This is a genomic window from Pseudomonas putida, from assembly GCF_001941965.1.
Lineage (GTDB): Bacteria > Pseudomonadota > Gammaproteobacteria > Pseudomonadales > Pseudomonadaceae > Aquipseudomonas > Aquipseudomonas putida_L.
Genome location: NZ_MKZO01000005.1, coordinates 141,553 through 164,824, shown reverse-complemented (window position 1 = coordinate 164,824; position 23,272 = coordinate 141,553). Strand labels below are relative to the sequence as shown.

Annotated in this window: 18 protein-coding genes and 3 pseudogenes; 16 read left to right on the top strand and 5 right to left on the bottom strand. The window is 64.3% G+C overall.

Annotation, left to right across the window (positions count from 1 at the left end; translation table 11 throughout):
• The 6 genes from PSEMO_RS34160 to PSEMO_RS03085 form a co-directional block, all read left to right on the top strand.
• The coding region (locus tag PSEMO_RS34160) for a hypothetical protein (RefSeq protein ID WP_372239095.1) at positions 1–85 on the top strand (85 nt) is incomplete at its 5' end.
• A 46-nt stretch (positions 86–131) separates the two neighbouring features.
• Positions 132–2,078 (top strand): dimethylglycine demethylation protein DgcB, encoded by a 1,947-nt coding sequence (gene dgcB, locus PSEMO_RS03105; RefSeq protein ID WP_075801698.1) that lies wholly within the window; start codon positions 132–134, stop codon positions 2,076–2,078.
• Positions 2,078–3,301, top strand: coding sequence for an electron transfer flavoprotein subunit alpha (etfA, locus tag PSEMO_RS03100; protein ID WP_075801697.1), 1,224 nt, complete (start codon positions 2,078–2,080; stop codon positions 3,299–3,301). Before dgcB ends, etfA begins: the two co-directional genes overlap by 1 nt.
• A 15-nt stretch (positions 3,302–3,316) precedes the next feature.
• A complete protein-coding gene (gene etfB / locus PSEMO_RS03095) occupies positions 3,317–4,087 on the top strand; it encodes an electron transfer flavoprotein subunit beta (protein WP_075801696.1) in 771 nt (256 codons plus the stop codon).
• A 698-nt stretch (positions 4,088–4,785) separates the two neighbouring features.
• Complete coding sequence (locus PSEMO_RS03090; RefSeq protein ID WP_075801695.1) at positions 4,786–5,670, top strand: RHS repeat-associated core domain-containing protein; 885 nt, start codon at positions 4,786–4,788, stop codon at positions 5,668–5,670.
• Positions 5,670–6,473 (top strand): RHS repeat-associated core domain-containing protein, encoded by an 804-nt coding sequence (locus PSEMO_RS03085; RefSeq protein ID WP_075801694.1) that lies wholly within the window; start codon positions 5,670–5,672, stop codon positions 6,471–6,473. The genes PSEMO_RS03090 and PSEMO_RS03085 overlap by 1 nt, the downstream gene beginning before the upstream one ends.
• A gap of 215 nt (positions 6,474–6,688) precedes the next feature.
• Here PSEMO_RS03085 and gbcA read toward each other — a convergent pair whose 3' ends face one another.
• Positions 6,689–7,975: a glycine-betaine demethylase subunit GbcA gene (gbcA, locus tag PSEMO_RS03080; protein WP_075801693.1), complete on the bottom strand. Its 1,287-nt coding sequence runs from the start codon at positions 7,973–7,975 to the stop codon at positions 6,689–6,691.
• A 283-nt stretch (positions 7,976–8,258) separates the two neighbouring features.
• Here gbcA and gbcB point away from each other — a divergent pair, with 283 nt between their 5' ends.
• Positions 8,259–9,362, top strand: coding sequence for a glycine-betaine demethylase subunit GbcB (gene gbcB, locus PSEMO_RS03075; RefSeq protein WP_075801692.1), 1,104 nt, complete (start codon positions 8,259–8,261; stop codon positions 9,360–9,362).
• A gap of 38 nt (positions 9,363–9,400) precedes the next feature.
• On the opposite strand, the gene PSEMO_RS03070 is transcribed toward gbcB, so the two are convergent.
• The 3 genes and pseudogenes from PSEMO_RS03070 to PSEMO_RS34155 all read right to left on the bottom strand — a co-directional run.
• Positions 9,401–10,201: a hypothetical protein gene (locus PSEMO_RS03070; RefSeq protein WP_075801691.1), complete on the bottom strand. Its 801-nt coding sequence runs from the start codon at positions 10,199–10,201 to the stop codon at positions 9,401–9,403.
• A gap of 331 nt (positions 10,202–10,532) precedes the next feature.
• Positions 10,533–11,627: pseudogene (locus tag PSEMO_RS03065) on the bottom strand (methyl-accepting chemotaxis protein); the annotation flags it as partial.
• Between the two features lie 36 nt (positions 11,628–11,663).
• Positions 11,664–12,092: pseudogene (locus PSEMO_RS34155) on the bottom strand (MCP four helix bundle domain-containing protein); the annotation flags it as partial.
• Positions 12,093–12,429: 337 nt separating this feature from the next.
• Between PSEMO_RS34155 and PSEMO_RS03060 the strand changes: the two are divergent.
• From PSEMO_RS03060 to PSEMO_RS34145, 4 genes and pseudogenes are all read left to right on the top strand, one after another.
• Entirely contained in the window at positions 12,430–12,657 is a 228-nt protein-coding gene (locus PSEMO_RS03060) for a hypothetical protein (protein WP_075801689.1), read from the top strand.
• Complete coding sequence (locus PSEMO_RS03055) at positions 12,654–12,956, top strand: cell division protein ZapA (RefSeq protein ID WP_075801688.1); 303 nt, start codon at positions 12,654–12,656, stop codon at positions 12,954–12,956. The genes PSEMO_RS03060 and PSEMO_RS03055 overlap by 4 nt, the downstream gene beginning before the upstream one ends.
• 204 nt (positions 12,957–13,160) lie before the next feature.
• Positions 13,161–14,234 (top strand): annotated as a pseudogene (locus PSEMO_RS34150) (cache domain-containing protein); the annotation flags it as partial.
• Between the two features lie 126 nt (positions 14,235–14,360).
• Positions 14,361–15,098, top strand: coding sequence for a methyl-accepting chemotaxis protein (locus tag PSEMO_RS34145; RefSeq protein ID WP_372239094.1), 738 nt, complete (start codon positions 14,361–14,363; stop codon positions 15,096–15,098).
• Between the two features lie 96 nt (positions 15,099–15,194).
• Here the strand turns inward: PSEMO_RS34145 and PSEMO_RS03045 are convergent, their stop codons facing one another.
• Complete coding sequence (locus tag PSEMO_RS03045; RefSeq protein ID WP_075801686.1) at positions 15,195–16,235, bottom strand: threonine aldolase family protein; 1,041 nt, start codon at positions 16,233–16,235, stop codon at positions 15,195–15,197.
• A 362-nt stretch (positions 16,236–16,597) separates the two neighbouring features.
• On the opposite strand from PSEMO_RS03045, the gene PSEMO_RS03040 reads away from it, so the two are divergent.
• From PSEMO_RS03040 to PSEMO_RS03020, 5 genes are all read left to right on the top strand, one after another.
• Positions 16,598–17,851: a serine hydroxymethyltransferase gene (locus PSEMO_RS03040; protein WP_075801685.1), complete on the top strand. Its 1,254-nt coding sequence runs from the start codon at positions 16,598–16,600 to the stop codon at positions 17,849–17,851.
• A gap of 15 nt (positions 17,852–17,866) precedes the next feature.
• Positions 17,867–19,117 carry a sarcosine oxidase subunit beta family protein gene (locus PSEMO_RS03035; RefSeq protein WP_075801684.1) on the top strand — a complete coding sequence of 417 codons (1,251 nt, stop codon included), beginning with the start codon at positions 17,867–17,869 and terminating at the stop codon, positions 19,115–19,117.
• A 14-nt stretch (positions 19,118–19,131) separates the two neighbouring features.
• Entirely contained in the window at positions 19,132–19,461 is a 330-nt protein-coding gene (locus PSEMO_RS03030; protein WP_075801683.1) for a sarcosine oxidase subunit delta, read from the top strand.
• A complete protein-coding gene (locus PSEMO_RS03025; RefSeq protein ID WP_075801682.1) occupies positions 19,458–22,475 on the top strand; it encodes a sarcosine oxidase subunit alpha in 3,018 nt (1,005 codons plus the stop codon). Before PSEMO_RS03030 ends, PSEMO_RS03025 begins: the two co-directional genes overlap by 4 nt.
• Positions 22,476–22,628: 153 nt before the next feature.
• Positions 22,629–23,261, top strand: coding sequence for a sarcosine oxidase subunit gamma (locus PSEMO_RS03020; RefSeq protein ID WP_075801681.1), 633 nt, complete (start codon positions 22,629–22,631; stop codon positions 23,259–23,261).
• Positions 23,262–23,272 lie beyond the last annotated feature (11 nt).

The following is a 23,272-nucleotide window of genomic DNA, read 5'->3' as shown; positions in this document are numbered from 1 at the left end:
GCTGTACCGCATCGGCGACTGCGTGGCGCAGCGCAATACCCATGCGGCGATCTACGACGCCTTGCGCCTGTGCAAGGACTTCTGATCGGACCTTGATCGAGAGAGCGGCACGGACCCTGTGGGAGCTTCCCATGCTGAACGTTATCCTCCCCATCCTGCTGTTCGCCGCCCTCGGCCTGGCCGTGCTCGGCGCCGTGCGGCGCGTGCGGATGTGGCGCCAGGGCCGGCCTTCGCCGGTCAACCTGCTGGCCGGCCTGCTGGCCATGCCGCGGCGCTACCTGGTCGATCTCCACCATGTGGTGGAACGCGACAAGTACATGTCGAAAACCCACGTGGCCACCGCCGGCGGCTTCGTGCTCTCCGCCGTCCTGGCCATCGTTGTCCACGGCTTCGGGCTGCACAGCAAGATCCTTGGCTACGCCCTGCTGGCCGCCACGGTCCTGATGTTCTGCGGCGCCCTGTTCGTCTTCAAGCGCCGCCTCGACCCGCCGTCGCGCCTGTCGAAAGGCCCGTGGATGCGCCTGCCGAAAAGCCTGCTGGTGTTCTCCACCACGTTCTTCATCGCCACCCTGCCAGTGGCCGGCATCCTCCCCGAAGGCTTCGGCGGCTGGTTGCTGGTCGGCCTGCTGGGGTTGGGCGTGCTGTGGGGCGTGTCCGAGCTGTTCCTCGGCATGACCTGGGGCGGCCCGATGAAACACGCCTTCGCCGGTGCCCTGCACCTGGCCTGGCACCGCCGCGCCGAACGCTTCGGCGGCGGCCGTTCCACCGGCCTCAAGCCGCTGGACCTGGAAGACCGCAGCGCCCCCCTGGGCGTGGAAAAACCCAAGGATTTCACCTGGAACCAGTTGCTCGGCTTCGATGCCTGCGTGCAGTGCGGCAAGTGCGAGGCCATGTGCCCGGCCTTCGCCGCCGGTCAGCCGCTGAACCCGAAGAAGCTGATCCAGGACATGGTCATCGGCCTGGCCGGCGGCACCGACGCGCAGTTTGCCGGCAGCCCGTACCCGGGCAAGCCGATCGGCGAGCACGGCGGCCATCCGCACCAGCCGATCGTCAACGGCCTGGTGGACGCCGAGACCCTGTGGTCCTGCACCACCTGCCGGGCTTGCGTCGAGGAGTGCCCGATGATGATCGAGCACGTCGATGCCATCGTCGACATGCGCCGCCACCTGACCCTGGAAAAGGGCGCCACGCCGAACAAGGGCGCGGAAGTCCTGGACAACCTGATCGCCACCGACAACCCGGGCGGCTTCAATCCCGGCGGGCGGATGAACTGGGCGGCAGACCTGAACCTCAGCCTGCTCTCGGAGGTGAAGTCCACCGAAGTGCTGTTCTGGGTCGGCGACGGTGCCTTCGACATGCGCAATCAACGCACCCTGCGCGCCTTCGTCAAGGTGCTGAAGGCCTCGGGCGTGGACTTCGCCGTGCTCGGCCTGGAAGAACGCGACAGCGGCGACGTGGCCCGGCGCCTGGGTGACGAAGCCACCTTCCAGACCCTGGCCAGGCGCAATATCCAGACCCTCGCGAAGTACCGCTTCCAGCGCATCGTCACCTGCGACCCGCACAGCTTCCATGTGCTGAAGAACGAATACGGCGCCTTCGGCGGCGAGTACCTGGTGCAGCACCACAGCACCTACATCGCCGAACTGCTGGACGCCGGCAAGCTGAGCCTCGATGCCCACAAGGGCGGCAGCGTGACCTATCACGATCCCTGCTACCTGGGCCGCTACAACGGCGAATACGAGGCACCGCGCCAGGTGCTGCGTGCCCTCGGCATCGAGGTCAAGGAGATGGAACGCTCCGGCTTCCGCTCCCGTTGCTGCGGTGGTGGCGGCGGTGCGCCGATTACCGACATCCCGGGCAAGCAGCGGATTCCCGACATGCGCATGGAAGACATCCGCGAGACCGGCGCCGAGGTGGTGGCGGTAGGTTGTCCACAGTGCACGGCGATGCTCGAAGGCGTGGTCGAACCCCGTCCGCTGATCAAGGACCTTGCCGAACTGGTGGCCGACGCCTTGGTGGAAAGTGCCGCGCCGAGCAAACCGGCAGTGAGCAAACGTGAACCTGCGGAGGTGCACTGATGAGCGAGATTATCCGCCGCGACCCGCGCGCCGAATGGATCGCACGTAACCGCCTGCACCCGCTGCACGCGGCCATGCAGGTCAAGCAGGACAGCTGGATGGGGCCCAATGGCGTCATCCGCAAGAATCCCCATGCGGTCGGCTTTATCGGCCCCAATGGCGTCAAGCGCATCGACCGCAGCGGCGCCCAGCAGGGCGGCGGCAGCGGCAAGCGCAGCGCGGCGGCCGAGGTGCAGCTGCCGCTGCATCAGGTCACGGCGCCGGCGTTCTACATCGCCGTGGCCCCGGACATGGTCGGCGGCCGCCTGAGCAGCCACGACCGCGACCTGCTTGGCTTGGCCCACAGCCTGGCCGGCAGCGACGGTGCGGTACTCGCCGTGGTGTTCGGCGAGCACAAGGAAAGCAACTTCACCGGCAACGGCGTCGACCGCTTGCTGGTCATCGACGGTGAACAGTTCCAGGGTTATGCACCGGAGCAACGGGTACAGGGCCTGCGGGCTGTGGATAACCAGTTTTCTCCCCGGCATTGGTTGCTGCCGGACAGCCGCAGCGGTGGTGGCGAACTGGGCCGGCGCTTTGCCGCAGCCCTGGGCGAACGCCCGGCGACGCGGGTCTGGCAGGTCAAGGACGGGCTCTCCAGCGGCCGTGCCGGCGCCGGCCAGCAGGACCTGGTACGCAATCTGCCACGGCTGATCCTGGCGGCTGCCGAATGCGCCGACCCGGTCAGCGAAACCCGTCACGAAGCCTTGCCGGTGGAGTTGTCCACAGGCGTGGCGCGCAGCCTGTCGCGCATCGAGGACCTTGGCCCGGTGGCCGTGGACCCGGCGGCCATTGCCATGGCCGAAGCCGAGTTCATTGTCTCCGGCGGCAACGGGGTCAAGGACTGGGCACTGTTCCACCGCGCCACCGTGGCCCTCGGCGCTACCGAAGGCGCCTCGCGGGTGGCGGTGGACGACGGCTTCATGCCGCGCAACCGCCAGGTCGGTGCGACGGGTACCTGGGTTACCGCACGGGTCTACGTGGCCGTGGGTATCTCCGGGGCGATCCAGCACCTGCAAGGCATCGGCGCCTGCGACAAGGTGGTGGCGATCAACATGGATCCGGGCTGCGACATGATCAAGCGTGCCGATCTCTCGGTGATCGGCGACAGCGCGGCGATCCTCCAGGCCTTGATCGAGGCTGTGGACAACTTCCGCAACGGCGCCCGGCGCGACGCGGCATAAGGGCAGGGCAACCTCATGAACACGAAGATCATCAGCCTGGTATCGGTCGGCGCCCACCCCACCTCGGGGCGCAGCCGCCGCGCCGAACAGGACGCCCGCGCCGTCGAGCTGGGCCTGCAACTGGCCGGCGACAGCCTGCAGGTGCTGCATGCCGGCGACCCACGGGAAGAAGCCTTGCGCGCCTACCTGGGCATGGGCCTGGATAAACTGGAGGTACTGGAACAACCGGCCGGTGCCGATGTGCTCGGACCGCTCGGTGATTACCTGCGTGATGCCGGAGCGCAACTGGTGCTGACCGGCAGCCAGGCGGAAACCGGCGAAGGCTCGGGGATGCTCCCGTACCTGCTGGCCGAACGCCTGGGCTGGCCGTTGGTGGTAGGGCTGGCCGAGGTGGAATCCATCGACAATGGCACTGCGCGGGTGCTGCAAGCCTTGCCACGCGGGCAGCGCAGGCGGCTGAAAGTGCGCCTGCCGTTTCTCGCCTCTGTGGATAACGCTGCGCCGAAGCCTCGCCAGAGCGCTTTCGGTCCGGCCCGGCGTGGTGTGCTGGCGCCTCACGAGGTGGAAATCGTCGACGACGAACTGTTCGACAGCGCCGAGCTGCTACCGGCCAAGCCTCGGCCCAAGCGGCTCAAGGTGATCAAGGCGAAGAGCGGCGCCGACCGTATGAAGGCGGCTACGGCCAAGGCCAGTGGTGGCGGTGGCCAGGTGCTCAAGGATGTCAGTCCACAGGCGGGCGCAGAGGCGATTCTCAAACTGCTGGTGGAAGAAGGTGTGCTGCGCTGAGCGTTGTGCACAAAGTCTGTTGGCGGTTCTGTGGATAAAATGTTGGTCACCCTCTGGAAGCCTTGCTCTGCAAGGCTTTCGTGCTTCTGGTCATAAATCGTACAGCTCAATTCCGATTGTGCGCGCTGTAGATCGAGCTTGAGCGAAAGGAGTTGCTCACAATCCTTGTTGGCTGCTCTGTGGATAAACTGTTTGGTTTAAAAATAAAATCATTAAAATCAACGAGTTATCTTTTCTGATCAAAAAATATCCAATTTACCCGAAAACTACGATCGGTTGTCCTATAACCCAGAAAAATCGAAGGTTTGCGAGCTTATCCACAGCGCAAGCCGCAACCTGAAAAGTTTCACACAAAGTCTGTTGGCCCATTTGTGGATAAGGTGTTCGCTGACCGCTGGAGGTCAGGTTTTCAAAGGCCTATAGCGAAGTGACCAAAAAATGATCAGTTTATTTCTGTGCAGCCGGCGTGCAGCCATGGCGCGTTACTGCAGGGGTTGCCCACAATAGCTGTGGGTCGAGCTGTGGATAAAATGTTTGCCAAGCTGGTTTTGCTTCGCAACTGCGGGGGCTCGTCGGGTTTGTTCAAAAAACGCACAGCTGTAACGGGCGCCCCGGCTACCTGATAGAACTGCCAGTAGTGCTCGTGCCGGATCAAGGCGTAAGGTTGGCCCGAGGGGACTACCTGCTTGAGGTTCAGCATGCCGACTTTGCCCACCGTCCGGACTGATCGAACAGCGCCTGGTGTCACCCGCGTCGCCTTTAACGGCCAGGCTCTCGAGCCTTGGGGGTGCTATCTGCCAGGCAATGGTTATCGCGCCTACAACCCGGCCCTGTTGCGTTTCCACAGCCCGGACCGCTGGAGTCCCTTCGAGCGTGGCGGGCTCAATCCCTATGCCTACTGCTCCGGTGACCCGGTGAACGCCGTGGATCCGACCGGACGCTGGGAAGAAAAGATCACTCCCCTGCTGTCGCTGGGGCTGAACATGATGCTGTTCAGCCTGGCGGCCTTCGCACTGCGTAGCACGGCGCCAGCCATGCAAAAACGCGCACCGCTGACGGCTACCTATATCAGCTTCAGTGGTTCCCTGATCGGCATGTATGGTTCCGTCGAGCAACTGCTGGGCAATCCCGAGGGCAGGTACCTCAACTGGCTAGGCACCTCATTGTCGACCATCTCGGCCGCGACGCGCGTCTGGCTCGCGCGGAGGGTGGACCGGCAGGATCGCTTCAACGAACGCATTCAGGCGATGCGTGACAAGATGTACAGGGAGTCGAACGTCACGTATGTGCCGCCGGTTTCCCCACCCCCGACACCCGTTCCGCTCCGCTCGGTCACGCCGCCCGCGAGCACGCCTCCCGCCAACCCGGTTCAGCGGTCACCGACGCCGCCGCTGCGTGAGCAGTCGGCTTCTCCGATTTCCAGCATTCCTTCGCATGTGTCGGGTCCGCCGCGCTCGGGATCGATAGTCAGCGTTGCGTCGACCAGCAGTCGAGGTTCGGTAATTGGAGAGTTACCGAACATCAACCGCAATATTCGTGGGCAGCGCAAGCATAGCTCGCGCTTCTTCGCGACCGAGTATTGATGAACAGGCCTTTCTCAAGACCTGGCTTCAACAGCCACCACCTGGAAGCCGAGGGGTGGTATCACCTGGGCAATGGCCACCGTGTCTATAGCCCGTTGCTGAAGCGCTTTCACTGCCCGGACCGGTTGAGCCCGTTCGGCGCGGGAGGCTTGAACCCCTACGCCTATTGCCGGGGCGACCCGGTCAACCAGCTGGATCCGACTGGGCAAAAAGCCGAGGCTATCCACAAGGCGAGCCTGTCGATCGTTGGTTTATCCATCGCCTATGGCCTCCTGGCCTTCATCCTTCCTCCGTTGGCCCGCCGGGCTCCCCTTGGCTCCCGGCTGGATCGGTGGGCGTCGATGGCGCCAGCGCTCAGCGGGCCCCTGGGCGGGCTGGATGGCGCTTCCGTCGTGGTCGGAATGCTGGGAACGGCCATCGGAGGCGCCGTCACCGTGCTGAGTATCAACGACCCGCAGGCATCCGCAGTGAAGGACCTTGCGGAAATCAGCATGTACACCACGATCGCTTCGCTGGTCGGGGGCAAACTGATGGTGGGCCTCGCGCCATCGAAAAACTTCACTTCCCCCCACTGGCGCACCCTGGGCCAGTTCGTCCATGGACGAAAAAAAATCCAGATGGCCGAACAGCGCAGGCCGAGCTGGCTGCCGATGACCGATCGGGAAATCCGCGCGCAGCAATTCCCGCGGCAAGCCCCTGATGCGCCGCGGGATATGCAGCTGGCGCGATACAGGAATAATCGCTTTGACGCGATTGCCCGGCAACCTTTGCCACGCCGGCGCAGATTGAGGCTTGATGCGTAGTCTGGATGCAGCGCACCGCTGACCTGGCATTTCTGTCAGTTTCGCTGTGCCGACGACTGGATTAGCGTGGTGGCTACACATTCACCTACAGGGACATCCAGCAATGCAACACCTCGGTATGGATGCTGAGCATGGACACGGCAGTCGCGGTCCTCGATTCGGCAGTAGCCGAGCCGGGCCCGCTTGGGCCCGGCGCTTGCCGCGGAGCGACCTGGTTACACCGAAACATCCTTCAGATAAGGCGCCGGCTCCGCCCCCAGGTTGTTCAGCACGCGCTGGCTGTACCAGTCGATGAAGTTGACCACGCCGAACTCGTAGGTTTTCGAGTACGGGCCTGGCTGGTACGCGGTGGAGTTGATGCCACGCTGGTTTTCCTCGGCCAGGCGACGGTCCTGGTCGTTGGTGGCGTCCCACACTTCGCGCATGCGCTGCGGGTCGTAGTCCACGCCTTCCACGGCGTCCTTGTGCACCAGCCATTTGGTGGTGACCTTGGTTTCCTGGGCACTGATCGGCCAGACGGTGAAGACGATCATGTGATCGCCCATGCAGTGGTTCCACGAGTGCGGCAGATGGAGGATGCGCATCGAGCCGAGGTCGGGGTTCTGGATCCGCCCCATCAGCTTGTTGCAGGCCTGCTTGCCGTCCATGGTCATGGACACGGTGCCCTTGAGCAGTGGCATGCGCACGATGCGGTTACGCAGGCCGTGGCTCTTGTGCAGGTACGGGATCTTCTCGGCTTCCCAGGCGGCGGCGGAGGCGGCGACGTGGTCCTTGAACGACTGGGTCGCGCGCGGGTCGTTGGTGTCGTCCCACTCCAGCAGGGTGTTGAGCAGCTCCGGGTGCGAACCGCTGCAGTGGTAGCACTCGCGGTTGTTTTCCAGGACCAGCTTCCAGTTGGCCTTCTCCATCAGGGTGGTCTGCACGGCCACCTTGGTGTTCTCCATGTCGTACGGTTCCATGTAGTGCGCCAGGGTGGCGAGGAACTCGTCGATGGCCGGCGGGTTCTGCGCCAGGCTGATGAAGATGTAGCCGCCGGCGACCTTGCAGTGCACCGGTTTCAGGCCGTATTGCTTCATGTCGAAGTCGGCACCCATCTCGGTGCCGGCGAACAGCAGGCGGCCGTCCAGCTCGTAGGTCCACTGGTGGTACGGGCAGACCAGCTTGGCCACCTTGCCCTTGTCGCTGGTGCACAGGCGCGAGCCGCGGTGGCGGCACACGTTGTGGAAGGCATGCACCTGGCCCTCGGCGCCGCGCACCACCATGATCGGGTTCTTGCCGATTTCCAGGGTGAGGAAGTTGCCCTTGGCCGGGATCTCGCAGGTCATGCCGGCGATCAGCCATTCCTTGTGGAAGATCTCCTGCATGTCGATCTGGAACAGACGCTCGTCGGTGTAGAAGGGTTGCGGCAGCGAATAGGTGCGCTCGCGGGTCTGCAGCATTTCGGCGGTGGCCTTGCGTGCTGGTTCCAGCGGATCGTCCAGGCTCAGGGTGGTGACGTCCATCGTGCGTGTCCTCATGGCCTCAAGGGGCCGGCGAAAGTGGCTAATCGTTGTTATGCGTCGCAAGGCATTTGTGCAGGGATCATTTGCGACGGAGTGTGCGATTGCCGGCGACACGAACCGTATCCATGGGCGACATGATCGAATCCGTTTCCGACCTCCCAGCCCTTGCCGTCAGGGGCTGGTCGCGATAAGCACGCCGATGTCGTGAATGGGTAAGTGAGGCGGTCGTTCCCCGAGCATTATCGTGTCCATCAAGCCGCCGTTGGCCGTGGAGCGAATAACAATGTCCAATACCTTTCTGAATCCGGTAACCACCCAGACCTGGGCCAACGGTCGCCATATCGTGCGCTGCGTCAAGGTCATCCAGGAAACCTGGGACGTGCGCACCTTCTGCTTCATGGCCGACCAGCCGATCATGTTCTTCTTCAAGCCGGGTCAGTTCGTCACCCTGGAGCTGGAAATCGAAGGCCAGCCGGTGATGCGTTCGTACACCATCTCCAGCTCGCCGTCGGTGCCCTACAGCTTCTCGGTGACCATCAAGCGCGTGCCGGGCGGCAAGGTCTCCAACTACCTGCACGACACCCTGCACGAAGGCCAGGAACTGGCGGTGCACGGGCCGGTGGGGCTGTTCAACGCCATCGACTTCCCCAGCCCGAAGGCGCTGTACCTGAGCGGCGGCGTCGGCATCACCCCGGTGATGTCCATGGCCCGCTGGTTCTACGACACCAACGCCAACGTCGACATGGTCTTCGTGCACAGCGCCCGCTCGCCGAAGGACATCATCTACCACCGCGAGCTGGAGCACATGGCCTCGCGGATCCCCAACTTCAGCCTGCACATCATTTGCGAGAAGCATGGCCTCGGCGAGCCCTGGGCCGGCTACCGCGGCTACCTGAACCACAAGCTGCTGGAGCTGATGGCGCCGGACTTCATGGAGCGCGAGATCTTCTGCTGCGGCCCGACCCCGTACATGACCGCGGTCAAGCGCCTGCTCGAAGGCGCCGGCTACGACATGAGCCGCTACCACGAGGAATCCTTCGGCGCGACCCCGCCAGAGGCCAAGGCCGATGCGGTGGAGCACGCCGAGCAGGCAGCGGAAGCGGCGGAAGAGATCACCGTCGGCGACATGCACCTGGTGGAATTCACCGCTACCGGCAAGAGCAGCCGCATCGCTCCCGGCGAGACGGTTCATGCCGCCGCCGCGAAAGTCGGCCTGATGATTCCCAAGGCCTGCGGCATGGGCATCTGCGGCACCTGCAAGGTGCTCAAGCTGGGTGGTGAGGTGGAGATGGAGCACAACGGCGGGATCACCGACGAGGATGTCGCCGAGGGTTACATCCTGTCCTGCTGCAGCGTGCCGAAAGGGGATGTGCGCATCGAATACTGAGGATCAGTACATCGGGACCCAGGTCACCAGCAGCGACATCACGAAGCCCGCGAGCAGCAGCACGCGGGCTTTGTCTTTCTGGGCCGGGTGGCGAGGGCGGTGAACAGTGCACGGCCCTGGGTCGCCATCGAACCGAGCATGGCCAGCGCCAGCAATGCCAGGGTGAGGTTGCCCAGCCCCGGGATGAAGCGCTCGCCCAGCAGGCGCAGGCTGAGCACGGTGTCCACCGCCGGAATGGCCGAAGCCATCAGCGCGCCGAGGCTCATCAGGCCGAGGGCCGGCAGGCTCAGGCCCAGGTAGTGCGCCGGCCCCTGGCTGACCAGGGCGGGCAGGAGGCTTTGCCAGAGTGCGGCGAGCAGCGCCAGGGCGACGAAGGCCGACCAGGAGAAGTCCGCCTGACGCGGCGCGGTATCGGCCTCCAGCAACAGCGGCGCGGCGAAACCCAGCAGGCCCAGGACCAGCGCCAGCAGTGGTGCCAGCAGCACTTGGGCGCGATGCAGCAAGGGCGGACCGAGCAGCGCCAGCACCGCGCTCAGCAGCAACGCCAGCGCCAGCCAGTGACCGGGCGACCCGGGCAGCAGGTGGAGGGCCATGCGCGTGAGGATTTGCAGATGCAGCGTGTGCAGGATCAGGGCCAGGGGCAGCAACACGGCTGTGCCGAGGAACGCGCGTTGGCGCCGGGCGACCAGGCTGCCGAGCAAGACGCCGGGGATGATCGCCAGCAGTGATAGCCAGAAGCCTAGGCCTTGCAACGGACCGACGAAGCCGATGGCAAGCGGACCGGGCAGGAAGTTGCTGGTGAACCAGAACGCGGCGCTCTGGCGGGGCGGGGCGGACATGGCGGCCTCAAGGGAGTTTCGAGGGCGCGAGGGTAGGGGAAGCCGGGGAGGTTTACCGGAGGGAAATGATTCAAAACGTGCAGGGGAAAAGGCGGGGGATTACCGGGGAATCAGGGGTTTCCTGGGGATTTTCCGAGGATTTGTAGGAATTGGTTTTGTGGGGGTGTAGGTGGGGCTGTGTGGATGCTGGATTGTGTGGTGAATTCTTGGTGTCTCTGTCGATTTTGATGGCCTCATCGCTGGAAAGCCAGCTCCCACAGGTCCGGTGGTGCACGCGGTCACTGTGGGAGCTGGCTTGCCAGCGATAGGGGCCTGACAGACGAAGCAGGTCTCAGACCCTGAACCGCCCCACCAGGTTATTCAGGTCCACCGCCAGCCGCGACAGCTCGGCACTGGCCGCACTGGTCTGATGAGCACCGGTCGCCGACTGCACCGACAGGTCATTGATATTCACCAGGTTGCGGTCCACTTCCCGCGCGACCTGGGCCTGCTCTTCGGCGGCGCTGGCGATCACCAGGTTGCGTTCGTTGATCTGCGCCACCGCCCCGGTGATGGTATCCAGCGCACTGCCGGCACCCCGGGCGATATTCAGGGTCGATTCGGCGCGCTCGGTGCTGTTGCGCATCGAACTGACCGCCTGTTCCGTGCCGCCCTGGATGCTGCTGACCATGCGCTCGATTTCCTGAGTGGACTGCTGGGTGCGGTGCGCCAGGGCCCGCACTTCATCCGCCACCACGGCGAAACCACGCCCGGCCTCGCCGGCCCGCGCCGCTTCGATCGCCGCGTTGAGGGCCAGCAGGTTGGTCTGGTCGGCCAGACCACGGATTACGTCCAGCACCTTGCCGATATCCCGCGACTGCTCGGCCAGGTTGCCGACCAGCACGGACGTGCTCTGCACATCGGTGCTCATGCGTTCGATGGCGCTGACGGTCTCCAGCACCAGGTCGCGGCCGTCAGTGGCCGAGCGGGTTGCTTCTGCGGAGGCTTCGGAGGTGCTGACCGCGTTGCGCGCGACTTCTTCCACCGCGCTGGTCATCTCGGTGACCGCCGTGGCCGCCTGCTGGATTTCGTTGTTCTGCTGCTGCAGGCCACGGGCACTTTCGTCAGTGACGCTGTTCAGTTCCTCGGCAGCCGAAGCCAGCTGGGTGGCGGAGCCGGAAATCTGCTGCAGGGTGTCGCGCAGTTGCTCCTGCATGGTGGCGATGGCCTGTTGCAGGCGGGTGGCTTCGTCGTTGCCTTCCGGGCGGATGCTGTGGGTCAGGTTGCCGCTGGCGATCTGCTCGGCCACACCGAGCACCTCGTTCATCGGCTTGACGATGCTGCGGGTCAGGACGATGGCGCAGAGGAAGGTCAGCACCGTGGCCGCCACCAGCAGGATGATGACCAGGGTAAAGGCGGTGGAGTACTGGTCGGCGGCGGCCAGGTTGATGTCGCGGGTCTGCTCGGTGTTGATCTTGACCAGTTTGTCCATGGCGCTGGTGATCTGGTCCATGGTCTGCAGCAGGTCACGGTTGATCATCTCGCGGATCGCCGGCAGGTCATTGGCCTGGGACAGCTGGACCAGGCGCGCCTCCTGCTGGCGGTACTGGCCGAGGACCTGGACGAACTGGTTGTACAGTGCCCGTTCTTCATCGGCGGCGATCAGCGGTTCGTAGACCTTGCGCGCCACATCGATCTGCGCGTTACGCTCGTTCAACTGGGTGTAGCTGTTCTGCACCACGTCCGGCTCGCGATTGATCATCAGGCGGTAGGACAGGGTACGCAGGCGCAGGGTCAGCAGGTTGATCTGGTCGAGGGCCTTGATGCTTGGCACCGTGACCTGCTCGATGGACTCGCCGGCATCACGGATCTTGCTCATCTGGGTCAGGGCGAAGACGCCCAGGGCCAGCATCAGCGCACCGATCAAGGCGAACCCCAGCAGTGCACGCGGGGCGATATTCATATTGCGTAGGGACATGGGTCGTATCCGGCTCAGAAAGGAACGCGATCCATGCGCAAGTTATTAGTGCTGCATTGCCTATCGGTCATAGGCAGGCGGACTTGAGTGTTTGTCGGACAAAATCCTGGGCCGTTGATCGACTTTTCTCCGACCGAAGGGCGGAACCGAGTGACCCATGTCAGGTCAATGTGCACCAGCGCGGGGCTCTGGCCCCGATATTTCTGGCGGGTCGGGCACGTTTTCTTTATCGTGTGCGCCCCCGATTTACCCCTCCCTGGAGATGGTCACCATGCTGGACAACACCCTGAGTCAACTGGAACAACTGGTCGGCGAACTGCTGCAGAAGAATCAGCAACTGGCCGAGCGCAATGCGCAACTGGACAACGAACTGGCCCAGGCCAAGGACGAGAACGAAAGCCTGCAACTGAGCCTGATGGAACAGGAAGAGAAATACGGTGCCACCAACGCCCGTATCCAGGCCCTGATCGAGCGTGCCAGCGGTACCGTTAGCGCATGAACGAGACCGGGCAGTCGATCAATGTCGTCTCGATCATGGGCAACGACTATTCGATCAAGGCCCCGGAGGGTCAGGAGAAGGTGCTGGCTGAAGCGGTGCGGATGCTCAAGGCGTCCCTGGCCGACACCAAGCGCAGCTACCCTTCGTTGATCGGCGACAAATTGCTGGTTCTCGCGGCCCTGAACCTGTGTTCGCAGCAGATCGCGCTGCAGCAGGCGCACCAGCAGACCCTCGACCGTTATCAAGAGCAAGTCAGCGCCACGGTCGAAGCAATTTCCCAGGCGATCGAAAACGCCTGATTTCCCACTGCTTGTGGGGGCTGTACCGGCCTCATCGCTGGCAAGCCAGCTCCCACAGGTTCTGAGTGATCCCCGACTTTTTCTCACCGACCCTACTTTTTGTCAGGGATATTGGGGTGCCCGTCTGGAAATATCGTATACCTCTGTTGTATACAATTGGCCTGTCATTTGCAGTACAGGTTTTTATTTCCTCGAGGGACACCCATGCACTTCTGGCGGCGCAGTATCCAATGGCAATTGATTGCAAGCATGGGCGCAGCCCTGCTGGTGAGCATTCTGATCGTGGTCGGGATCTATTCCGTGGCGGTCAATCGCCTGACCGAGCGTTACCTGGTGGACACGGCGCTGCCGGCCAGCATTGAGGCGATTCGTAACGACATCGACCGCATGCTCACGCGGCCGCTGGTGGCCGCTGCCGATATCGCCTACAACCCCATGCTGCGCGACTGGCTGGCCGCCGGCGAAGACCCGGCCCAGGCTCCGGCGGTGGTCGAGTACCTGGAGACCATGCGCAGGAACAACAAGGCCTTCACCTCGGTGTACGCCTCGACCCTGAGCAACCACTACTACAACGAGAAGGGTCTGGATCGTACCCTCAGCCGCAGCAACCCTGTGGACAAGTGGTTCTACGGCTTCGTCGACAGCGGCGACCCGCGCATGCTCAACATCGATACCGACACCAGCACCGGCGAGCTGGCGCTGTTCATCGACTACCGGGTGGAGAAGGACGGCAAGCTGGTGGGTGTCGGCGGGCTGGGCCTGCGCATGACCGAGATGTCCGAACTGATCCACAACTTCAGCTTCGGCGAGCGCGGGCGGGTGATGCTGGTGCGCAACGATGGGCTGATCCAGGTCCATCCGCAGACTGAACACGGCGGCAAGCGGCAACTGGCCGAGCAGATCGGCGAGGCGGCGGCGCAGACCATCCTGCTCAACCACGAGGGCTTCGAGAATGTGCGCTTCGAGCGTGATGGCGAAACCTGGCTGGCCCTGAGCCTGCCGCTGCGCGACGTCAACTGGCGGCTGGTGGCGGAAGTGCCGGAAGCGCAGATCTATGCGCAGGTGAAGGAAACCGTGTGGCTGACCAGCCTGACCGGCGCCGCCGTGGCCCTGCTGTCGTTGCTGCTGGTGGTGCTGCTGGCGCGGGGCATCGTGCGTCCGCTGCGCCAGGTCACTGCGGCCTTGAGTGCTATCGGTGACGGCGGCGGCGACCTCAGCCACCGCCTCGATGAAGGCCGCCGCGACGAACTGGGCGACCTGGCCCGGGGCTTCAACCGCTTCCTCGACAGCCAGCGCAACCTGATCGGCGAAGTGCTGCGCACCAGCGAGCAACTGCGCAAGGCGGTGGGGCAGGTGATCCATGTGGTGGTCAGCACCGCTGATCGCTCATCGCAACAGCAGGAAATGACCGAGATGGTCGCTACCGCCGTGCACCAGATGGGGCTGACCGTGCAGGAGATTGCCCAGAATGCGGGCGAAGCCGCGCATGCTTCGCAGACCGCGCGCAACGAAGCCTTGCAGGCACGCAACGTGGTACAGCGCTCGATTGCCCATATCGAAGGCATGTCCGGCGAGATCGGCACGGCGGCCGAGGCGGTCAGCCAACTGGCCGAGGAAGTGGCCTCGATCGACAAGGTGCTGGCGGTGATCCGCAGCATTTCCGAGCAGACCAACCTGCTGGCGCTGAACGCCGCGATCGAAGCGGCACGGGCCGGGGAGATGGGCCGGGGCTTTGCCGTGGTCGCGGATGAAGTACGGACCCTGGCGCAGCGCACGCAGATTTCCACCGGTGAGATCCAGCAGATGATCCAGCGCCTGAAGCAGGGCACGGGTACGGCGGTGGATTCGATGCATGCCGGACAGGCGGCGACGGGGACGGGGGTGGAGTCCAGTCAGTTGACCGGCGAATCACTGACCACCATTACCGGGCAGGTCGAGCGCATCAGCGACATGAACCTGCAGGTGGCTACGGCGACCGAGGAGCAGTCGGCGGTGACCGAGGAGATCAACCGCAATGTGCAGGGGATTTCCGAGCTGGCTCGGCAGAATGCGGCGGAGGTGCAGGCGTGTCGGCAGGATTGCGAGGCGTTGCAGCGGTTGGCGGATGATCTGGCCAGGCAGATGGGAGGTTTCCGGCTCTAGATCTGCGCTGGACCCATCGCCGGCAACGCCGGCTCCCACAGGTATCGCGTACACCGCCGAACCTTGTGGGAGCTGGCGTTGCCAGCGATGAGGCCCTCAGGCCCCCATCACAGCGCGGATATCCGCCGCCAGCTCCCTGACCCGAGCCTCCTCGGTATCCCAGGAACACATGAACCGCGCCCCGCCACTGCCAATGAAGGTATAGAACCGCCAGCCTTTATTACGCAACTGTTCCAGCGCCGCTTCCGGCATCTGCAGGAACACCCCGTTGGCCTCCACCGGGAACATCAGCTCGACCCCCGGCACATCCGCCACCAGCCCGCTCAGCAACTGCGCGCAATGGTTGGCATGCTGCCCATGACGCAGCCACGCGCCGTTCTCCAGCAGGCCGACCCACGGCGCCGACAGGAAGCGCATCTTCGACGCCAGTTGCCCGGCCTGCTTGCAGCGGTAGTCGAAGTCTTCCGCCAGCTTGCGGTTGAAGAACAGGATCGCTTCACCCACCGCCATGCCGTTCTTGGTCCCGCCGAAGCACAGCACGTCGATCCCGGCTTTCCAGGTCAGCTCCGCCGGCGTGCAGCCGAGGAAGGCGCAGGCGTTGCTGAAGCGGGCGCCGTCCATGTGCAGGTTAAGGCCCAGTTCCTTGCAGGTCTGGCTGATCGCCTTGAGTTCTTCCGGGCGATAGACGCTGCCGACTTCGGTGGCCTGGGTGATGGTTACCACCCGCGGCTTGGGGTAGTGGATGTCCTGGCGCTTGAGCGCCACTTCGCGGATCGAGGCCGGGGTCAGCTTGCCGTTCTCGCTGCGCGCAGTCAGCAGCTTGGAGCCGTTGGAGAAGAATTCCGGCGCGCCGCATTCGTCGGTCTCGACGTGGGCGGTCTCGGAACAGATCACGCTGTGGTAGCTCTGGCACAGGGACGATAGGGCCAGGGAGTTGGCCGCAGTGCCGTTGAAGGCGAAAAACACTTCGCAGTCGGTCTCGAACAACTGGCGGAAATGGTCGGCGGCGCGAGCCGTCCACTGGTCGTCGCCGTAGGCGCGTTCGTGACCCTGGTTGGCCTTTTCCATGGCGGCCCAGGCTTCCGGGCAGATGCCGGAGTAGTTGTCGCTGGCGAATTGCTGGCTTTGTTCTGTCATGGCTCGGGTCCTGTTAGCAAGGCAGGGGAGCACTCTAAAGCATGGCCTGTGAGGTTGCCTATACAACCTGGATTTGATGTCGTTTTCAGGGGCCTCATCGCTGGCAAGCCAGCTCCCACAGGGTTTTGTGCTGGCCACAGAACCTGGGCATGACAAAGCACCTGTGGGAGCTGGCTTGCCAGCGATGAGGCCCGAAAGAGCGACTATCGCAAACAAGACAAAACAATGTCGTAAACGCACCTTTGCGTGGCGTGCGCAGGCATCTGGCAGGGCCGTCCCGGCCATACCATCGCTGCAAAGGACACCCGTCAATGACACGGGTTCCACTTAATAAGAGCCCCACCGCTGCCGGGAGAAATGCGATGTTCAGCAAGCAAGACCAGATCCAGGGTTACGACGATGCACTGCTGGCGGCCATGAACGCCGAAGAACAACGTCAGGAAGATCACATCGAACTGATCGCCTCGGAGAACTACACCAGCAAGCGCGTGATGCAGGCCCAGGGCAGCGGCCTGACCAACAAGTACGCCGAAGGCTATCCGGGCAAGCGCTACTACGGTGGCTGCGAGCATGTGGACAAAGTCGAGGCCCTGGCCATCGAGCGCGCCAAGCAGCTGTTCGGCGCCGACTACGCCAACGTCCAGCCACACTCCGGTTCGTCCGCCAACGGCGCGGTCTACCTGGCCCTGCTGCAAGCCGGCGACACCATCCTGGGCATGAGCCTGGCCCACGGCGGCCACCTGACCCACGGCGCCAAGGTGTCTTCCTCCGGCAAGCTGTACAACGCCGTCCAATATGGCATCAACACCGACACCGGCCTGATCGACTACGACGAAGTCGAGCGCCTGGCCGTCGAGCACAAGCCGAAGATGATCGTCGCCGGCTTCTCCGCCTACTCCAAGACCCTCGACTTCCCGCGCTTCCGCCAGATCGCCGACAAGGTCGGTGCCCTGCTGTTCGTCGACATGGCCCACGTCGCCGGCCTGGTCGCCGCCGGCCTGTACCCGAACCCGCTGCCGTATGCCGACGTGGTCACCACCACCACCCACAAGACCCTGCGCGGTCCGCGTGGCGGCCTGATCCTGGCCAAGGCCAACGAAGAGATCGAGAAGAAACTCAACGCCGCGGTCTTCCCCGGCGCCCAAGGCGGCCCGCTGATGCACGTGATCGCGGCCAAGGCCGTGTGCTTCAAGGAAGCCCTGGAGCCTGGCTTCAAGGCCTACCAGCAACAAGTCATCGAGAACGCCCAGGCCATGGCTGGCGTGTTCATCGATCGTGGCTACGATGTAGTGTCCGGCGGCACCGACAACCACCTGTTCCTGGTCAGCCTGATCCGTCAGGGCCTGACCGGTAAGGATGCCGACGCCGCCCTGGGCCGTGCCCACATCACCGTCAACAAGAACGCCGTGCCGAACGACCCGCAGTCGCCTTTCGTGACCTCGGGCCTGCGCATCGGCACCCCGGCCGTCACCACCCGCGGCTTCAAGGTCGCCCAGTGCGTGGCCCTGGCCGGCTGGATCTGCGACATCCTCGACAACCTCGGCGACGCCGATGTGGAAGCCGATGTGGCGCGCAACGTGTCGGCACTGTGTGCGGACTTCCCGGTTTACCGCTGAGTGGAGCAACAGACTATGCAACGCTATTCGGGCTTCGGCCTCTTCAAGCACTCCCTCAGCCACCACGAGAACTGGCAGCGCATGTGGCGCACGCCAACGCCGAAGAAGGTCTACGACGTGGTCATCGTCGGCGGTGGCGGCCACGGCCTGGCCACGGCCTACTACCTGGCCAAGGAACACGGCATCACCAACGTCGCGGTGATCGAGAAGGGCTGGCTGGGCGGCGGCAACACCGCGCGCAACACCACCATCGTGCGTTCCAACTACCTGTGGGACGAATCGGCGCACCTGTACGAACACGCCATGAAGCTGTGGGAAGGCCTGTCCCAGGACATCAACTACAACGTGATGTTCTCCCAGCGCGGCGTCTACAACCTGTGCCACACCCTGCAGGACATGCGTGACTCCGAGCGCCGGGTCAACGCCAACCGCCTCAACGGCGTGGACGGCGAACTGCTCAACGCCAAACAGGTGGCGGACGAAATCCCGTACCTGGACTGCTCGAAGAACACCCGCTACCCGATCATCGGCGCCACCGTGCAGCGTCGCGGCGGCGTGGCCCGTCACGATGCCGTGGCCTGGGGCTTCGCCCGTGCCGCCGACGCCCTGGGCGTCGACCTGATCCAGCAGACCGAGGTGATCGGCTTCCGCAAGGAAAACAACACCGTGATCGGCGTCGAAACCAACAAGGGCTTCATCGGCGCCAAGCGTGTCGGCGTGGTCACCGCCGGTAACTCCGGGCACATGGCGCGCCTCGCCGGCTTCCGCCTGCCGCTGGAATCCCACCCGCTGCAGGCGCTGGTGTCCGAGCCGATCAAACCGATCATCGACAGCGTGATCATGTCCAACGCCGTGCACGGCTACATCAGCCAGTCCGACAAGGGCGACCTGGTGATCGGCGCCGGTATCGACGGCTGGGTCGGCTACGGCCAGCGCGGGTCGTACCCGGTGATCGAGCACACCCTGCAGGCCATCGTGGAAATGTTCCCGATCCTCTCCCGCGTACGCATGAACCGCCAGTGGGGCGGCATCGTCGACACCAGCCCGGACGCCTGCCCGATCATCTCCAAGACCCCGGTGAAGAACATGTTCTTCAACTGCGGCTGGGGTACCGGCGGCTTCAAGGCCACCCCGGGCTCGGGCAACGTCTTCGCCGCCAGCCTGGCGAAGGGCGAGATGCACCCGCTGGCCAAACCGTTTTCCATCGACCGTTTCCACAACGGCGCCCTGATCGACGAACACGGCGCAGCCGCCGTCGCCCACTAACAGGAGAAACCATCATGCTGCACATCTTCTGTCCACACTGCGGCGAACTGCGGTCCGAGGAAGAGTTCCACTCGTCCGGCCAGGCGCACATTCCGCGTCCGCTGGACCCGAACACCTGCACCGACGAGCAGTGGGGCGACTACATGTTCTTCCGCGACAACCCGCGCGGCCTGCACCACGAACTGTGGATCCACGCCGCCGGTTGCCGCCAGTACTTCAACGCCACCCGCGACACCGTGACCTACGAGATCCTGGAAACCTACAAGATCGGCGCCAAGCCGCAGGTCACAGGCAAGAGCAGCGCCCCGCAGTTGGTCGCCAACGGCCAGGGAGAAAAGGTATGAGCCAGGTTTATCGTCTTTCCAGCGGTGGTCGCATCGACCGCAGCAAGGTCCTGAACTTCACCTTCAACGGCCAGACCTACCAGGGCTACGCCGGTGACACCCTGGCCGCCGCGCTGCTGGCCAACGGCGTCGATATCGTCGGGCGCAGCTTCAAGTACTCGCGCCCACGCGGCATCATCGCCGCCGGTGCCGAAGAGCCAAACGCCATCCTGCAGATCGGCGCCAGCGAAGCCACGCAGATCCCCAACGTGCGCGCCACCCAGCAGGCGCTGTACGCCGGCCTGGTCGCCACCAGCACCAACGGCTGGCCGAGCGTCAACAACGACGTCATGGGCATCATCGGCAAGGTCGGCGGCAAGATGATGCCGCCGGGCTTCTACTACAAGACGTTCATGTACCCGCAGTCGTTCTGGATGACCTACGAGAAGTACATCCGTAAGGCCGCCGGGCTTGGCCGTGCGCCGCTGCAGAACGACCCTGACACCTACGACTACATGAACCACCACTGCGACGTGCTGGTAGTCGGCGCCGGCCCTGCCGGTATCGCCGCCGCCCTGGCCGCCGGCCGTAGCGGTGCGCGGGTGATCCTCGCCGACGAACAGGAAGAGTTCGGTGGCAGCCTGCTCGACAGCCGCGAAAGCCTCGATGGCAAGCCGGCCGCCGAGTGGGTTTCCGCCGCGATCAACGAACTCAAGGGCCTGCCGGAAGTCATCCTGCTGTCGCGTTCCACGGTCAACGGCTACCACGACCACAACTTCCTGACCATTCACGAGCGCCTGACCGACCACCTCGGTGACCGCGCGCCGATCGGCCAGGTCCGCCAGCGCATGCACCGCGTCCGCGCCAAGCGCGTGGTGCTGGCCACCGGCGCCCACGAGCGTCCGCTGGTCTACGCCAACAACGACGTGCCGGGCAACATGCTGGCCGGTGCCCTCTACGTGTACATCCGCCGCTACGGCGTGGCCCCGGGCCGCAAGCTGGTGCTGTCGACCAACAACGACCACGCCTATCGCGTGGCCCTCGACTGGCACGACGCCGGCCTGCAAGTGGTCGCCATCGCCGACGCCCGCCACAACCCGCGCGGTTCGCTGGTGGAAGAAGCGCGTGCCAAGGGCATCCGCATCCTCACCTCCAGTTCCGTGGTCGAGTCCCGTGGCAGCAAGCGCGTGACCGGTGCCCGGGTCGCTGCCATTGACGTGAAAGCACACAAGGTCACCAGCCCCGGCGAGTGGCTGGACTGCGACCTGATCGGCAGCTCCGGCGGCTACAGCCCGGTGGTCCACCTGGCCTCGCACCTGGGCGGCAAGCCGGTCTGGCGTGAAGACATCCTCGGCTTCGTGCCGGGCGATGCGCCGCAGAAACGCGTGTGCGTCGGTGGTATCAACGGCGTCTTTGCCCTCGGCGACACCCTCGCCGACGGCTTTGCTGGTGGCGCATTGGCAGCCAGCGAAGCCGGCTTCAAGGCCCCGGCCGTGACCGTGCCGAAAACCCTGGCACGTCATGAAGAAGCTACCGTCGCGCTGTTCCAGGTCCCTCACGACAAGAACACCGCCCGGGCGCCGAAGCAGTTCGTCGACCAGCAGAACGACGTCACCGCCGCCGCCATCGAACTGGCGACCCGCGAAGGGTTCGAGTCGGTCGAGCACGTCAAGCGCTACACCGCGCTGGGCTTCGGCACCGACCAGGGCAAGCTCGGCAACATCAACGGCCTGGCGATCGCTGCCCGTTCCATGGGCATCACCATTCCGGAAATGGGCACCACCATGTTCCGCCCGAACTACACGCCGATCACCTTCGGCGCGGTTGCCGGGCGTCACTGCGGCCACCTGTTCGAGCCGGTGCGCTTCACTGCCCTGCATGCCTGGCATGTGAAGAACGGCGCCGAGTTCGAAGATGTCGGCCAGTGGAAACGTCCGTGGTACTTCCCGCGCGGTGGTGAAGACATCCACGCAGCCGTGGCCCGTGAATGCAAGGCCGTGCGCGACAGCGTGGGCCTGCTGGATGCCTCGACCCTGGGCAAGATCGACATCCAGGGTCCGGATGCCCGGGAGTTCCTCAACCGCATCTACACCAACGCCTGGACCAAGCTCGACGTGGGCAAGGCCCGCTACGGCCTGATGTGCAAGGAAGACGGCATGGTCTTCGACGACGGCGTGACCGCCTGCGTCGGCGACAACCACTTCATCATGACCACCACCACCGGCGGCGCGGCCCGCGTCCTGCAGTGGCTGGAGATCTACCAGCAGACCGAATGGCCGGACCTGAAGGTGTACTTCACCTCGGTCACCGACCACTGGGCGACCCTGACCCTGTCCGGCCCGAACAGCCGCAAGCTGCTCGCCGAGGTCAGCGACATCGACCTGGACAAGGACGCCTTCCCGTTCATGAGCTGGAAGGAAGGCCTGGTCGGCGGCGTGCCGGCGCGGGTGTTCCGCATCTCGTTCACCGGCGAGCTGTCGTACGAAGTGAACATCCAGGCCAACTACGCCATGGGCGTGCTGGAGAAGATCGTCGAGGCTGGCAAGAAGTACAACCTGACCCCGTATGGCACCGAGACCATGCACGTTCTGCGGGCGGAGAAGGGCTTCATCATCGTCGGCCAGGACACCGACGGCTCGATGACCCCGGACGACCTCAACATGAGCTGGTGCGTTGGCCGCAACAAGCCGTTCTCGTGGATCGGCCTGCGTGGCATGAACCGCGAGGACTGCGTGCGTGACAACCGCAAGCAACTGGTGGGCCTGAAGCCGGTCGACCCGAACAAGTGGCTGCCGGAAGGTGCGCAACTGGTGTTCGATCCGAAGCAGCCGATCCCGATGGACATGGTTGGCCACGTCACCTCCAGCTACGCCGCCAACTCCCTGGGCTATTCCTTCGCCATGGGTGTGGTCAAGGGCGGCCTCAAGCGCATGGGCGAGCGTGTCTACTCGCCGCAGGCGGATGGCAGCGTGATCGAGGCGGAGATCTGCTCTTCGGTGTTCTTCGATCCGAAGGGTGAGCGGCAGAACGTTTGACGGAGTTCCTGTGGGGGCTGTGATGGCCTCATCGCTGGCAAGCCAGCTCCCACAGGGTCCGGTGCATGCAGTACCTGTGGGAGCTGGCTTGCCAGCGATGAGGCCCTCGAAAGCGACACAGGTCCAACAGAATTCAAGGCAGGTATAAAAAAGATGAGCGCCATCAACGTCTACGAACAACGCCCTGGCTCCGACGCCAAGGCCGAATCGCCGCTGCACCACGCCGACCTGTCCAGCCTGGTCGGCAAGGGCCGCAAGAACCCGGGTGTGACGCTGCGCGAAAAGAAATTCCTCGGTCACCTGACCATTCGCGGTGACGGCCACGACCCGGCCTTCGCCAGCGGCGTGTTCAAGGCCATCGGTCTGGAACTGCCCGTGGCCCTGACCGTGGTCGCCAACGGCGACATGTCCCTGCAATGGCTCGGCCCGGACGAGTGGCTGCTGATCGTGCCTGGCGGCCAGGAAGTCGCAGTGGAGAACGCCCTGCGCGACGCCCTGCAAGGCCAGCACATCCAGGTGGTCAACGTCAGCGGCGGGCAGACCCTGCTGGTGCTGGACGGTCCGAACGTGCGTGACGTGCTGATGAAATCCACCAGCTACGACGTGCACCCGAACAACTTCCCGGTCGGCAAGGCCGTCGGCACCGTGTTCGCCAAGTCGCAACTGGTGATCCGCCGCACAGGCGAGGAAACCTGGGAACTGCTGATCCGCCGCAGCTTCTCCGACTACTGGTGGCTGTGGCTGCAGGACGCCTCGGCCGAATACGGCCTGGCCATCGAAGCCTGAGCAGGAGTATC

Excerpts from the sequence above, each read along its gene's own strand:
- dgcB (WP_075801698.1), top strand. The coding sequence starts at position 132 with ATGCTGAACGTTATCCTCCCCATCCTGCTGTTCGCCGCCCTCGGCCTG.
- etfA (WP_075801697.1), top strand. The coding sequence starts at position 2,078 with ATGAGCGAGATTATCCGCCGCGACCCGCGCGCCGAATGGATCGCACGT.
- etfB (WP_075801696.1), top strand. The coding sequence starts at position 3,317 with ATGAACACGAAGATCATCAGCCTGGTATCGGTCGGCGCCCACCCCACC.
- PSEMO_RS03090 (WP_075801695.1), top strand. The coding sequence starts at position 4,786 with ATGCCGACTTTGCCCACCGTCCGGACTGATCGAACAGCGCCTGGTGTC.
- PSEMO_RS03085 (WP_075801694.1), top strand. The coding sequence starts at position 5,670 with ATGAACAGGCCTTTCTCAAGACCTGGCTTCAACAGCCACCACCTGGAA.
- gbcA (WP_075801693.1), bottom strand. The coding sequence starts at position 7,975 with ATGGACGTCACCACCCTGAGCCTGGACGATCCGCTGGAACCAGCACGC.
- gbcB (WP_075801692.1), top strand. The coding sequence starts at position 8,259 with ATGTCCAATACCTTTCTGAATCCGGTAACCACCCAGACCTGGGCCAAC.
- PSEMO_RS03070 (WP_075801691.1), bottom strand. The coding sequence starts at position 10,201 with ATGTCCGCCCCGCCCCGCCAGAGCGCCGCGTTCTGGTTCACCAGCAAC.
- PSEMO_RS03060 (WP_075801689.1), top strand. The coding sequence starts at position 12,430 with ATGCTGGACAACACCCTGAGTCAACTGGAACAACTGGTCGGCGAACTG.
- PSEMO_RS03055 (WP_075801688.1), top strand. The coding sequence starts at position 12,654 with ATGAACGAGACCGGGCAGTCGATCAATGTCGTCTCGATCATGGGCAAC.
- PSEMO_RS34145 (WP_372239094.1), top strand. The coding sequence starts at position 14,361 with ATGACCGAGATGGTCGCTACCGCCGTGCACCAGATGGGGCTGACCGTG.
- PSEMO_RS03045 (WP_075801686.1), bottom strand. The coding sequence starts at position 16,235 with ATGACAGAACAAAGCCAGCAATTCGCCAGCGACAACTACTCCGGCATC.
- PSEMO_RS03040 (WP_075801685.1), top strand. The coding sequence starts at position 16,598 with ATGTTCAGCAAGCAAGACCAGATCCAGGGTTACGACGATGCACTGCTG.
- PSEMO_RS03035 (WP_075801684.1), top strand. The coding sequence starts at position 17,867 with ATGCAACGCTATTCGGGCTTCGGCCTCTTCAAGCACTCCCTCAGCCAC.
- PSEMO_RS03030 (WP_075801683.1), top strand. The coding sequence starts at position 19,132 with ATGCTGCACATCTTCTGTCCACACTGCGGCGAACTGCGGTCCGAGGAA.
- PSEMO_RS03025 (WP_075801682.1), top strand. The coding sequence starts at position 19,458 with ATGAGCCAGGTTTATCGTCTTTCCAGCGGTGGTCGCATCGACCGCAGC.
- PSEMO_RS03020 (WP_075801681.1), top strand. The coding sequence starts at position 22,629 with ATGAGCGCCATCAACGTCTACGAACAACGCCCTGGCTCCGACGCCAAG.